The organism is Nocardia sp. NPDC004582 (assembly GCF_053602115.1).
The window spans coordinates 18,950-33,476 of the sequence record NZ_JBSGCY010000003.1 but is presented as its reverse complement, the minus strand read 5'-3'; the positions used below and the strand labels follow the sequence as shown (position 1 = coordinate 33,476).

Annotated in this window: 4 protein-coding genes; all 4 read left to right on the top strand. The window is 64.9% G+C overall.

The window, feature by feature from the left end; translation table 11 throughout:
• Genes ACWELJ_RS01540 through ACWELJ_RS01525 form a run of 4 tightly spaced genes read left to right on the top strand, consistent with a single transcriptional unit; the run spans position 1 to position 14,484 of the window.
• Positions 1-4,590 (top strand): DNA methyltransferase, encoded by a 4,590-nt coding sequence (locus ACWELJ_RS01540; RefSeq protein ID WP_452364225.1) that lies wholly within the window; start codon positions 1-3, stop codon positions 4,588-4,590.
• Entirely contained in the window at positions 4,587-5,867 is a 1,281-nt protein-coding gene (locus tag ACWELJ_RS01535; RefSeq protein WP_452364224.1) for an HIRAN domain-containing protein, read from the top strand. The genes ACWELJ_RS01540 and ACWELJ_RS01535 overlap by 4 nt, the downstream gene beginning before the upstream one ends.
• A 17-nt stretch (positions 5,868-5,884) precedes the next feature.
• Positions 5,885-12,250 (top strand): DEAD/DEAH box helicase, encoded by a 6,366-nt coding sequence (locus ACWELJ_RS01530; RefSeq protein ID WP_452364223.1) that lies wholly within the window; start codon positions 5,885-5,887, stop codon positions 12,248-12,250.
• The gene (locus ACWELJ_RS01525) at positions 12,250-14,484 is read left to right on the top strand and encodes a 3'-5' exonuclease (RefSeq protein WP_452364222.1); all 2,235 of its coding nucleotides are present in this window, start codon (positions 12,250-12,252) and stop codon (positions 14,482-14,484) included. The genes ACWELJ_RS01530 and ACWELJ_RS01525 overlap by 1 nt, the downstream gene beginning before the upstream one ends.
• Positions 14,485-14,527: the final 43 nt, after the last annotated feature.

The window sequence follows — 14,527 nt, the reverse complement described above, 5'->3', positions numbered from 1 at the left end:
ATGGCCTCTTTCGATTCCATCGTCATCGGCGAGGACTGGATCAGCGAGCACTACTTCACCACCGACTCGGTGAAGGAGTCCTTCCATGGCAAGGTCATGGAGCTGCGCAAGTTCTGGGACGCCGAGGCCAAGGAGGGCCGGGACACCGTCCGCGCCTCCCTGCTCGCCGCCACCCGGGACTTGCAGACCGCGCTGGCCGGACTCGCCGAGAACCCGCAGGACGCGCCGAAGGCGCATGCCGAGGCACGCAAGGCGTTCGGCTATCAAGGTGAGCTGATTCCGTTCACCGCCGAACGCGCCGGTTCGGAGCTGTTGATCCCGGACGCCGGGCTCCCCGCTGTCTCGAATGTGCTATTCCTGCAGGCGAATCCGGTCCCCTCGATCGAGGACCTCCTCGATCCGGATACCGGGCAGCTGATCACGCCCGCCACCGAGGACGGCAAGCCGATCGAGTCGGCGTCCAAGACGGTGTCGGCAGCCTTCCGATCCGATGCCCCGCCCGCATTCGTAGTGGTGCAGGCCGGTCAGTGGATGCTGCTCGCGGAGGCCGAGCGCTGGGCCGAGGGCCGCTACCTGGCCGTGGATCTGCTGGTGGTGACCGAGCGCAGGCATGAGGCGCGCGGCGGTGAAATCGACCGGGCCGCAGCGATCTTCGGCCGTCAGGCGCTGACGGAGGACGCCGACGGCAATATCTGGTGGACCGGTATCCTCGAGGATTCGGTCAAGCACACCGTCGGCGTCTCGAAAGACCTGCGCGAAGGCATCCGCCTCTCCATCGAGATCATCGCCAACAACGTGGTGGAGCGCCGCCGCGCCCGAGACCTGACCATGGACGGCATCGACGGCCAGGACCTGGCCAAGCATTCCCTGCGCTTCCTGTACCGCATCCTGTTTCTGCTGTACGCGGAAGCCTCCCCCGAAATGCGGGTCCTCCCCACCGGCGCAGCCGAATACGACGAGGGCTACGGCCTCGACCGCCTCCGCGAACTCACCCTCACCGAACTCGTCTCCCCGCACGCCCGCACCGGCACCCACCTCTACGAGTCGCTGAAGAAACTCTTCGACCTGGTCGAGAACGGCCACACCCCCACAGTCCGCGCACACCACCTCGACGATCCGGCCCCCGGCCTCGAGTTCAACCCACTGCGCGCAGACCTGTTCTCCCCCAAGGCGACCGAGCTCATCGATACCGTCGGCCTTTCGAACGAGGCCGTCCAGCGCGTCCTCGAGCACCTGCTGCTCACCAAGGAGAGCAAGGGCCGCAAGGGAGCCGACCGCGGTTTCATCAGCTACGCCGAACTTGGCATCAACCAGCTGGGCGCGGTCTACGAGGGCCTGATGTCGTACACCGGCTTCTTTGCCGGTGAAGACCTCTACGAGGTAGCCAAGAACGGCGACCCCGAAAAAGGCTCCTGGGTAGTCCCCACCAACCGCGCCGACCACCTCTCCAAATCCGACTTCGTCCGCGCCGAAGACCCCGACACCCACGAATCCCGCCCGGTCATCCACCGCAAGGGCACCTTCGTCTTCCGCCTCGCCGGCCGAGAACGCCAGCAATCCGCCTCCTACTACACCCCCGAGGTCCTGACGAAATTCGTCGTCTCCCAAGCCCTCGAAGAACTCCTCGACCAGAACCACACCCGCACCACCCCCGAGGAAATCCTCCAACTCACCATCTGCGAGCCCGCCCTCGGCTCAGGCGCCTTCGCCATCGAAGCGGTTCGGCAGCTGGCGACCGAATACCTCAAGCGCAAGCAAGAGGATCTCGGCAAGGCCATCGACGCCGACAAATACACGATGGAACTACAAAAGGTGAAGGCCCACATCGCCCTTCACCAGGTGTACGGCGTCGACCTCAACGCCACCGCAGTGGAACTCGCCGAAATCTCATTGTGGCTCGACACCATGGTCGCGGGGCTGCAAGCACCGTGGTTCGGCCTGCACCTGCGGCGCGGCAACTCGCTCATCGGAGCCCGCCGAGCGGTGCACACCCCGAACGAGCTGGCGAAAAAGGTGTGGCTGAAAACCGTTCCGAAGGATGTCCTGCTGGGCGAGGACGTCGGCATCGGCATCCACCACTTCCTGCTCCCCGCCGAAGGCTGGGGCGCGGTCATCGACACCGCCGAAGCCAAGACCTACGCACCGGACAAGCGTGAAGAACTGCGCCTGTGGCGCAACGAGATCCGCAAATCCCCCAGCAAGGCCATCATCAAACGCCTCGCCGCCCTTGCTCAGCGCGTGGAAACCCTGTGGGACTTCACCCTGCACCGCCTCACCATCGCCGAATCGGAGATCCGCCGCGACATCCACCTGTGGGAGTCCGAACCGGTCGAACGCATACCGGCCGTCACCCGCGAACAGATCGAGACCGTCCTTTCAAATCCGAACGGGGCGTACCAAAGACTCCGGCGCGTGATGGATGCTTGGTGTGCACTCTGGTCGTGGCCACTGACCACGGACAAGGAGCCACCGGACTGGGACACCTGGGTGGGCGGACTCGAAGCGGTCCTCGGCACCGCGCCCAAGGAAACGGCCGCCGAACGTCGCGGGCAACTCAGTCTCGGACGGGATACCAGCTGGGAGGAACTCGACCACGCCGAGGAGTACGACCTGCTGTTGGCCCAAGTAACGCCAGTCGGGCAAGCCTGGCACCAATTCCCTTGGCTCGCAGTCACACAGGGAATTGCCGAGAGGGCAGGATTCTGCCACTGGGAGCTGGACTTCGCACCGGTATTCGCGCGGCGCGGGTTCGACCTCCAGGTGGGTAATCCACCGTGGGTGCGGCCGGACTGGGACGAAGCATCAATGCTCGCCGAGTTTGACCCGTGGTGGCAGCTTGCCGATAAGCCATCCGAACTCGTCAAACAGAAGAATCGCACGGCATTACTCTCCCAATCAAGGGCACTTACCTCGCTTTTGAACGAACGCGCAGAGCAAGCCGGAGCAAAGGAGTACCTTGGGTCTAGTGTCAACCGCCCCACACTTGGCGGACTCCATCCAGATCTATATCGCTGCTTCATGGACCACACATGGAAAGCCGCCGCCCCCCAAGGAATAGTAGGACTCATACATCCCGAAAGCCATTTCACCGAACTTCGAGCAACACAACTTCGCCGCGAGACATATTCCCGAATCCGACGACATTGGCAATTCAGAAACGAAAAGCGCCTGTTCGAAATCCATAACGCGAAAGAATATGGCGTCCATATTTACGGCACCGTAGCGAATACCAGCTTCTTGCAAGCCGCATCCTTATATCATCCAGACACCGTAGTGCGCTCGTTAGTCCACGACGGGTCCGGACCAGCACCCGGCGTAAAGGATGACCAAGGACAATGGGATCTGCGGCCACACGCGAGCAGGATCATCCGCGTGACGGCTTCCCAACTCGAGACTTGGGCACTACTTGTAGAAGAACCCGGAGCCCCTGCCGCCGAAACCAGAATGCTTTACCCAGTCAATCGCGAAAGCGCCGAAGTGCTCGACAAGGTGGCGAAGGCTCCCCGATTGGGGAGTACCAAGTACTCTTGGACCCGCGGCTGGGAAGAAGATCAGGACAGAAAGCGTGGATACTTTGAGTCACGGTCCGCGATTCCGCCAAACTGGGAGGAAGTGATTCTCCAGGGTCCACATCTGACAGTTGGCACTCCGATCAATCAGCAGCCGAATGAATCAATGCGAAGTAACAAAGACTACTCGCCAATCGATTTTGACTCAATACCCAATTCTTTTGTTCCGCGGACCAACTATCAGCTCGCCTTGCCCTACGAGGACTACATAGCGAAGTACCCTAAATGGAATGATGATCCAAGCTCAAGATACTTTCGTCTCGCATGGCGGGAAATGTGTGATTCCGCGACAGTTCGAACCCTGCATTCCGCCCTGATCCCCGCTGGTCCAACCCATGTTGGCGGGATACTGTCGCTCTCGGTTTCAAATCCCGCAGACCTGACAGCAATGACCGCATTTTCTACATCAATCGTGTCAGATTTCATGGTCAAAGTAATGGGAATTGGCCACATAAAGACCAGTTCGATTGACAAACTACCACATATCAGAGGACATGCACTAGAGTCTTCATTATTCCTCCGCACCCTTCGACTAAATTGCATTGTCCAGCCCTATTCCCCATTCTGGGCGGCACTATATAACCATTCATGGCAAAATGATGGATGGGCTCCGCATATCGGCATCGATTTCGCTAATCGTGTGCCACTGGGAACGGTAGGAAAAGACTGGAGCTGGTCTACTCCTCTCCGGCGCGCCGCCGACCGCCGCCAGGCACTGATAGAGATCGATGCCATCGTCGCGGTCATGCTCGGCATCACCGCCGAGGAACTGCTCACCATCTACCGTACCCAGTTCCCGGTCTTGCAGCGATACGAGCGAGAAGCCCTCTACGACGCGAACGGACGCCAGCTCCCAACGAAGCTGGCATCGGAGTACCGCAAGAACGGCAGTCTGAAGCCCACCGACCTCACCGTCGACGGCATCACCTATCAGGAGCCGTTCGTCAGTGTCGACCGCGAGCGCGATATGGAACTCGCCCACAAGCACTTCTCCCAGCTCATGGATGGCGAGCAGCGGTGAGGCAGCAACGAACTGAAGCCGCTGGCGGTTACACCATGTACCCGCTGTGGACACTCGGTGTCGGCGGTTGGGCGGGCCAGGAAGTGGTTGGGAGCTTCGCCTATATCCCGAATGTGCTGTGGATGCTCGGGGGTGAGTTCGATCCTCGGGGTGCGGAGGTGTCGCGCACGGTCGAGCTGATCCCGGAGCCGCAGAATTCGCATGATCCGAATGCGGTGTCGGTCCGGTTCCAGGCCAAGACGATCGGATATCTGCCGCGGGAGGATGCGGTTCGGTATCAGGGGCGGCTGCTGGAGTTGATGGCGGGCGGGTTCATTCCGACTGTGGGGGCGCGGATTTGGGCTTCGGAGCATCCCGAGTGGGATGAGCGGGGCAGGGAGCGGAAGGTGGTGCGGGCTCAGATTCATCTGTATTTGGCGAGTCCGGACACCATGGCGCCGGTCAATGATCCGCCCGCCGGGCTGTACACGATGCTGCCGGAAGGGGGTTCGGTGCAGGTTGGGAAGACGGGTGAGCATTTCGAGTGGCTCGACCGGTACCGGACGGAGAGCGGGACGGCGCTGGTGCTGGTCACATTGGTTCCCTGGGAGGAACGAACCGCGCGGACGGTGAAGCGGGTGGCGGAGGTTCGGCTCGATGGGGTTCGGATCGGGCAGTTGACGCCGGCGATGAGCGAGAAGTTCCTGCCCGCCGTGGATCACCTGCTGGCGCGTGGGCTGGAGGTGGTCGCGCCCGCGGTGGTCATGGCGTCGCCGGTGTCGGCCACCGTGTCGTTGCGGGCGAAGAAGGCATTCGAGCTGCCGCCACAGGTGTTGAACGGGCCCCCGATGACCGTGCTCGCCCGGGGAATCGAACCACCGGCCCGGCCCGCAACATCCGGAGATGTTGATCCAGCAGATTCGATGCCCACATCGAATTCCACTGAGCTCCAGAGCAATACGATCGATCTTGATGGCTCGCGGGACGAGGTGCAGACTGCGGTGACAGCGTCGGGCAGCCGGATCACTGTCACCGAGTCTCCTACCACCGGGCTGGTGACGGTCACGCTCGTATTCGCCGAGCCGCTCACCACCTGGCAGTCACGCATCGCCTCGGAGGTCATCGCGACTGGCCGCCGCCTGATGAACGGCCACGGTTCCCAGATCGTGGCGCCCGAGCTCACCGACACCACTCTGACCGCTGTCGCCCCGCTCGCCCAGGCCCAAGCTTTCGTCGATGCCCTGATCGGTATCGATGACTCCGATTTCACTGCCGCGCAACACTTCACCGCGCAATAGAAGGGATGACGTAGATCATGGGGGCGTTGCTTCCCACCTTGCAGGCCGATCGCCTGCGGGAGGGGTTGACCGATTATCTGGCGACTACGTTCGCGCTGACGGATCCGGATGCGCAGGGTGCGTTGTCGGATTTCATCGGGGATCCGGTGTCGGGGATGTTCAAGGGGCCGTATGTGCGGTTGCGGTTGCCGTTCGCGCCGGCGCGGGGGAATTGGGGGATGCGACTGGATTGGCTGCCGGACGGGTTCGTGCCGTATCAGCATCAGGCGGAAGCGTTCGAGCGGTTGTCCACGAAGTTTCAGGACAGGCCGTTGCCGACGCTGGTGACGACGGGTACCGGGTCGGGTAAGACGGAGTCGTTCCTGTATCCGATTCTGGATCATGTGCTGCGCGCGAAGAAGTCGGGTGTGGCGGGGATGAAGGCGCTGATCATCTATCCGATGAACGCGCTGGCCAATGATCAGGAACTGCGACTGGCCAAGATCATCGCGAAGGATCCGCGGCTCGCGGGGGTCACGGCGGGGTTGTACACCGGTGAGCAGTCCTCAGGTGGGCGGACGATGGTGTCGGCGGCGGGGCTGATCACCGACCGCGGGTTGATGCACGATTCGCCGCCGGACATTCTGCTCACCAACTACAAGATGCTCGATCATCTGCTACTGCGGCCGGATCGGGCGGCGATGTGGCGGCAGTCGGCGGAGTCGCTGCAATACGTGGTGCTCGACGAGTTTCATACCTATGACGGTGCGCAGGGCACCGATGTGGCGATGCTGCTGCGGCGGTTGGGGTTGGCGGTCAAGTCGTACTGGACTGCCGACTCGGCTGCGACGGAACAGGATCGGGAACGGCCGCTGGGGAAGATCACCCCGGTGGCGACATCGGCCACGCTCGGGTCCAAGGACAAGCCCACCGAGATGCTGGAATTCGCGCACACCGTGTTCGGTGAGGTGTTCGAGGAGAAAGCCGCGATCGGGGAGACGCGGCTGACCGCCGAGCAGTGGCTGAACGACCGCAGCCCTGCCCTCGACGGGCAGTGGCGGCAGAACCGGCCGACCGCCTTCGAGGAGATCGTGAAGTGGCTCGACGGGTTCGCGCAGATCGCGCCGTCGAACGCGACGCTGGCGGCGGGCGTGTTGGCCACCATGTTCAAACGCGCCGACGACAGCAGCAAGGATCTGCGGCGGGTGGCCGCCGATCTGCGGATGCTCGACGATATCGAGCTACTGGACCTGTTGAAGGGTCACCCCACCGTCATCGCGCTGCTCGAAAAGGCGGTCGATGCACGCGCTCTCACCGAGCTGGCCGACGAGATGCTGCCCGCCCAGAAACCCGATACCCCCGGTGCGCGCGCCGCCCGGCAGCGGTATCTCGCCTACATTGTCGCCGCCCTGTCCCACCTGCGCGCCGAGATCGGCCGGAGTGCGCTGAACGTCGATGTGCACCTGTGGATTCGGGAGCTGTCCCGCATCGACCGCGCGCTGTCGGCGACCACCGAATACCACTGGAGCGATGACGGTCCGGTCGACAATCGCAGCAAGGAATTCCAGACCGCCGTCTTCTGCCGCCACTGCGGCCGCTCCGGGTGGGGTGTACGGCTGGCCCCGACCGGCAACACCCTCGACCCGACCGAGGAATCGGTGCGCGCCTATCACGCCACCGGCGGCAACCGGTTCCGGGCGCTGATCTTCGCGCCGGTCGAAGCACACCTCGGCAAGGAGGTGGAGGGCCTGCGCTGGCTGCGTGTCGAGGACCGCGAAATCAGCGATGAGACACCGGATCCCGAGAGCGTCGAGGTCCTCGAAGGTCACGTGCTGCCGGTACTGGTGCTGACCGGACCTGAGGCCGACGCCAACTCGCAGAAGGATCAGTGCCCGGCCTGCGGCAGCGCCGACGGCATCCGGTTCCTCGGTAGCGCGGTCGCCACCCAGCTGTCGGTGGCGCTGTCGAATCTCTTCGGAGACGCCGAACTCGACGCTGACGAGAAGAAGGCGCTGATGTTCACCGACAGCGTGCAGGACGCGGCGCATCGCGCGGGCTTCGTGCAGTCGCGATCACACACGCTGAGCCTGCGCTCGACACTGCGGAACGCGCTGTCCGACAGTGCCTCCGATGGCGAGATGATGACGCTGGCCGACCTGTGCGAACGGGTCGTCGACCGGGCCGGTCAGGACCCGATGCGCCGCTACCACCTGCTGGCCCCTGACATCGTCGAGCATGAGGCGTTCACGGCGTTCTGGCAGTCCGATTCGTCCAAGGAGGACCGCCGCAAGGCGCTGCGGAATGTCAAGCGCCGCCTGCAATTCGACATCGACCTCGAATTCGGCCTGCAATCGCGCCTCGGCCGCACGCTGGAACTGACCGGCAGCGTGGTCGCCGAAGTCGACCTCGGCGACGCCGACCGGGTGATCAAGCTGGGCCGCGCGGCCGTGGCCGCCACCCAGCATCAAACCAGCATCGGAGAATCCGCGGCCGGCCCCGCCCCGGAAGCGATCACCCGGTGGGTACGCGGCACGGTCGAGCGGATGCGGACCCAAGGCGCGATCCGCCACGAATGGCTCGACCGGTTCGTGGCCCGCGACGCCAACCGCCGGTGGATCTGGGGTGGTCGACCCAAGGGGCAGGGCATGCCCGCCTTCCCCAAAGGCCGTCCCGCCCCGGCATTCCCGGCGATCGGCGCCCGCACGGTCCCGGAGGGTTTCGACGCCATCACCGCCCCCTCGTCCTGGTATGCCCGGTGGGCGTCGCAATGCCTGGACGTGTCCCCCTTCGAGGGCGGTTTCCTGGCCCGCACCCTGTTCTCGACGCTCGCCGAACAGCGCATCTTGAGCACGGTGTCCACCGAGAAGGACCTCACCGCCTACCTACTCAGTGCATCCGCGATTCTGGTCGGCGTCCCCGAATACGACGGCCTCATCGGCTCCCAGCACCTGCTGGTGTGCGATGTGTGCCAGACCCAGAATCCGGGCACGATCGCCGTCATCGACCAACTCGACGGCGCGCCCTGCCTGCTCGTCCGCTGCCCCGGCACCCTACGGCGCGGGCCGCGCAAACAGAACTTCTACCGCAAGCTCTACGACTCCTCGGAGATGAAGCGGGTGGTGGCGCGCGAACACACCTCGCTGCTGCCCACCGCGACCCGCCTCGACTACGAGTCCAAGTTCAAGAGCACGGTCCCCGACCCGGCCGCACCCAATGTGCTGGTCGCGACGCCCACCCTCGAAATGGGTATCGACATCGGCGATCTGTCGACGGTGATGCTCGGCTCCATGCCACGCAACGTCTCGTCGTATCTGCAGCGGGTCGGTCGCGCGGGCCGTCTCACCGGCAACTCGCTGGTGCTGGCGTTCGTGCGGGGCCGCGGGGAACACTTGCCGAAACTGCACGACCCGACCTCGGTCATCCAGGGTGATGTCCGCCCGCCCGCCGCCTTCCTCACCGCCGAGGAAATCCTGCAACGACAGTATGTGGCGCACCTGGTCGACCGGATCGCGCGGGAACCCGGCGCACAGGATCCCGGCGACGCACGGGCCGTGCTCGGCAGTTTCGACGAGAACAGTTGGATGGCAGCGCTTCTAGACCTCGCCGACCAGCAGGCCGAGAAACTCGTCGACGAATTCCTCGGACAGTTCGGCGAGCTGCTCACCCCGGCCGCGCGGGAAGCGTTGCGCACGTGGGCGACACCGTCCGACGTGGACGTCCCCAGCGTGCTGGTCGCGCATCTGAGGGAGGCCGTGCACCGCTGGAATCGGGACGTCACCGAAATGACCGCGCGCCGCAAGGCCGTCGACGCCGTCGTCCCGGAACTGGAGAAACGCGCCAACTCCCCCGCCGCCACCGACGACGACCGCCGCGACCTGCGCACCGCGCGCGGCACCCTGCGCCTGCTGCAAACCCACATCAAGGACCTCACCACCGAGCATTGGGTGGGTGTCCTCGAACGCTACGGCGTCCTTCCGAACTACACCCTCCTGGATGATTCGGTAACCCTCGACGTCGGCATCACCTGGATCGACCCGGATACCAACCAGTACGACGGGGACACCGCCACCTACCAGCGCGGCTCCCGGGTGGCGCTCACCGAATTGGCGCCCGGCTCAACGTTCTACGCGCAGGGCCTGGCCGTCGAGATCGACGCCATCGACCTGGGACCGGGTGAGTCCAGCATTCACACCTGGCGGATGTGCCCGCAGTGCGGGTGGGCCGCCATCGCGCACGCCGGCGAGGAGACGGCGCCACCCACCCAGTGCCCGCGCTGCCACACCGGCGCGATCGCCGATATCAGTCAGCGATTGCAGGTGGTGGAGATGTCGAAGGTGTCCGCCGAGGTCAAACGCGATGAGGCCGCCATCGGTGACTCCCGCGACGAACGCCGCCTCGAAACCTACACCGTCCTCACCGCCGCCGACATCGACCCGGACAACATCGTGTCCCGCTGGTTCGTCGCCGACCGCGACTTCGGCGCGGAATACCTGCGCAGCATGGACATTCGCTGGCTCAATATGGGGCGGCGCACCTCCCAAGGCGGCAAACGGACCATCGCCGGGGAGGAGACCACCGCCGGACTGTTCCGGGTGTGCTCGGGTTGCGGTCGCCTCGACAAGGTCGCCGGACAGAACCTCGCACACGAGCATCGCGCCTGGTGCAAATTCCGAACCGCCACCGACGAACAGCATGTGCGCGAGATCGCGATCGCCCGCACCCTGCGCACCCAGGCGGTCCTGTTGCACCTGCCGAACTGGCTCGAATTCGACACCTTCGCCTACCCGAGCCTGAGCGCGGCGATCCTGCTCGGCCTGCGTCAGATCATCGGCGGCTCGCCCGAGCACCTCGACGTCGTCACCATCACCGACGCCCTGCATGCGCCGAATCAGCACGCGCTGCTCATCCACGACACCGTGCCCGGCGGCACCGGCTATCTCGCCGAATTCGCCGATGCCGCCAAAGTGTGGTCGGTGCTCGTCGCGGCGCGCGAGTTGTGCCGCGAATGCGAATGCGCGCAACAGGATCGACGGGCGTGCCACAAGTGCCTGCTGCCGTTCGCGCCGCCGCATCAGCTCGACAAGGTGTCGCGTACCGCCGCCCTGCATGTGCTCGACTCGCTGCTGGGTGTCAAGGGCGATGCCGAACCCGACTGGGAGACTTGGCAGCAGTCCATGACCAAGGAGGAACCGGGCAAGAAGGTCGGCAGTCAGGAATCACCGCTGGAACGGGAGTTCTACGTCGAATTCCTCGAGCGGTTGCGGACACTGGGCGCGGCGATCAAGGAGAAGCCCGGCACATACGCGCCGTCGGCGACGATCACCATGCCCGGCAGCAAGATTCGCACCTGGAACCTGATCCCGCAGGTGCAGCACGGCAATGTCGTCCCGGACTTCGAGCTGAGCACCCTCGACGCGAACATCCCCGATATCGCGATCTTCGCCGACGGCCGCAAGTTCCACGCCACCCCCGATACCAACCGGGTCGCCGACGACGCCCGCAAACGCGCAACGCTTCGATCCGGGCACGTGATCGTGTGGTCCTTCGGTTATGAGGACCTGCAACGGTTCAAGACCAAGCAACCGGTGAAACCGCCGTGGTATCAAGCCAAGACCGCGAACGTGACCATGCAGATGGGCAAGCTCAAACCGGCCGTCCTGCGCTATCTCACCGAATCCGACCCGGTCACACAGCTGCTCGAGTTCATGAGCGACCCCGACGCCGAGGCGTGGCGTGAGGCCGGCCGCTGGCTGCCTCTGATGTTCGTGGGCAACAAGCAGTTCAAGGGCGACGGCGCCGCCATCGCCTCCTGGGCACTCGACATCCTCGACGGCCAGAAGACCTCGATCCCGACGGGCCCGCACGCATGCTGGTCCTACTCCGATGGCCCGCTCACCGTGACCGCGACCATGCGCAAAGACGGCGGGATCACCGAGATCAACGCCGTCCTCGCCGTCGACGACCGCGACCGCAAACTCGAAGCGCACGGCGGGCAGGGCTGGAAAGAATGGGTGCGGCTGTCGAACTGGTTCGGGCTCAGCGACAGCAATATCGTCACCACCCGCACCCTGCTGGCAGCCGACACCTCCACACCGGACCGCACGGCGATCACCAGCGGCGTGCGCCTGGCTCCCGCGTGGCAGCGAGTGCTCGACGACGCGGTGACCGACACGGAACGAGAGTTCATCCATGCGCTCGCCGCGGTCGGTGCGCCGCCGCCGGTACTGGGCATGGAAGCCGACAACGGCGAAGTAGTCGACTTCGGCTGGCCGAACGGCCAAGTCGCGGTTCTGCTCTTCGACAACGATGAAACCGCCGCCCACATGTCCGAACAGGGCTGGACCATGTGCCCGCCCAGTCCCGAACAGATCGTGGCGGTCCTGAAGACGAACGGGGTGATGTGATGCCGAATATCGTGATGGCCACCAATACCAAGGCCATGGGCAAACTCGACGGGTCGGTCAAACGGAAGGTCTACGACTTCCTGGAGAAGCTGCAAGCCGACGACACCGCCTCCGGGCTGCACATCGAACCGATGAAGGGCGCGGCCGACTCCCGCGTCCGCACCGGGCGCGTCGACCTCCAGTATCGGGCCGTCCTGTTCCGGGTCGACCCGCAGGGCGGCGACACCACCTACATCTACATGGGCACCTGGAACCACGATGAAGCCAATGCCCTCGCCGAACGCTCGACCCTGCGCGTCAACCCGATCACCGGCACCCTCGAAGGCATCATCGGGGAACTCAACGGCGAAGCCGACCGCAAAAAGCGCACCGTGGTCCGGGACCTGGATGGGGCGCTCGGCAAAGCCGTTTCCGCACAGGAGAAGTCGTTCCTCACCCGGCTCGGGTTCACCGTCGCGGACCTGACCGAACGCCTCGGCCTGGACCCGGAACTCGCCGACCGCGCGCTCGCCGCGATGGACGAGGACGCCATCAACGAGCTCGCCGCCGAAGCGGAGGCCACCGGCAGCTGGCAGGGTCTGGCCCTGTTCGAACTGGCGCTCGGCGGCAGCATCGACGACATCCGCGAGAAGCTCGCGCTGACCGAGAACCCCGTCGACGACACCCTCGACGAGGACTCGCAGATCATCGCGGCCCTCGACCACCCGGTGTCGAAGATGCAGTTCACCTACGTCGGCGACAACACCGACGAACTGCGCCGCGTCATCGAGGGCGGCGACTTCGCGGCCTGGCGCACCTTCCTGCACCCCGAACAGCGTGACTACGCGGAGAAGAACTTCAACGGCCCCGCGCGCATCTCCGGCGGCGCGGGCACCGGCAAAACCGTTGTCGCCATCCACCGCGCCCGCAACCTGTGGAAGCGCAACCCGGATGCCCGAATCATCCTGACCACCTTCAACAAAACCCTCGCCATGGAGTTGCGGTCCGCGCTGAAGGTCCTAGAACCCGGCATCCACCTCGCCCAGAAGCCCGGCGACACCGGCGTCTACGTCGACGGCATCGACAAACTGGCCAGCGACATCCTCAACCGCGCCGGCGACCTCCGCCCTGCCTCCACCGCCCTGTTCGGCACCCCCGTCGCACCGACCTCGGCCCGCACCAACACCAACCGGCTGTGGCGCGACGTCGTCGAAACCGTCAACAGCGGCCTCGACACCCGCCTCGCCACCCCGGCGTTCCTCGACAACGAGTACGTGAGCGTCGTCCTCGCCAACCGGGTCACCACCCTCGAGCAGTACGCGAAGGTGGCGCGCGCCGGGCGCGGTGTCCGCCTCAGCCGCCCGCAGCGCATCGCGGTGTGGAAACTGGTGGAGGGCTTCCGCAAACAGAGCCGCACCGACGGCACCCTCAGCTTCCCCGAGGTGCTCGCGCTCGCCGCCGAATACCTGAAGGAACGCGCCGTGGACGGCCACTTCGTCGCCGACCACGTCCTCGTCGACGAAGCCCAGGACCTGCACGCCACCCACTGGGCACTACTGCGCGCCCTGGTCGCCGACGGCCCCAACGACCTGTTCATCGCCGAGGACTCACACCAGCGCATCTACGGCCAGCCGGTGGTGCTCAAGCGGATGGGAATCCAGATCGTCGGCCGCGCCAAACGCCTCACCCTCAACTACCGCACCACCGCCGAGAACCTCGACTTCGCCGTCAAGATCCTCCAAGGCGGCCAATACCAGGACATCCAGGGCGATCAGGAATCCACCAAGGGCTACCGCTCGGCCCGCAACGGCCCCATCCCCGAACTGCTGCAAGCCGATTCGGTCTTCGCCGAACTCCAGACCGTCGCCGACAAGGTCCGGGAATGGCTGGACGCCGAGGTGGACCCCTCCACCATCGCCATCCTTACCCGCGGCCAGAACGAACGCACCCAATTCGTCCGCGCCCTCGGCGAACGCGGCATCGAAGCCCGGGCCCTCGACGACAACCCCGCCACCTCCGGCCACGTCCAGGTCCTCACCATGCACCGCTCCAAAGGCATGGAATTCTCCCGAGTGATCCTCGCCGGAATCGACGAATCCCACGTCCCGTCCCGCTCGGTGACCAAGTCGGTCCCCGAAGAGGAACAGGCCGAAGCACTCCTGCGGGAACGCTCCCTTCTCTACGTCGCCGCCAGCCGCGCGCGTGACGAGCTCGTGGTGACGTGGAGCGGCAAGAAGTCGGAACTTCTGGACTGAGAGGGGGCCGGGTGTATCCGCACCCACGGATACGCCCGAGCCC

What these genes read in the sequence shown, in the direction of transcription:
- ACWELJ_RS01540 (WP_452364225.1), top strand. Translation starts at nt 1, where the DNA reads ATGGCCTCTTTCGATTCCATCGTCATCGGCGAGGACTGGATCAGCGAG.
- ACWELJ_RS01530 (WP_452364223.1), top strand. Translation starts at nt 5,885, where the DNA reads ATGGGGGCGTTGCTTCCCACCTTGCAGGCCGATCGCCTGCGGGAGGGG.
- ACWELJ_RS01525 (WP_452364222.1), top strand. Translation starts at nt 12,250, where the DNA reads ATGCCGAATATCGTGATGGCCACCAATACCAAGGCCATGGGCAAACTC.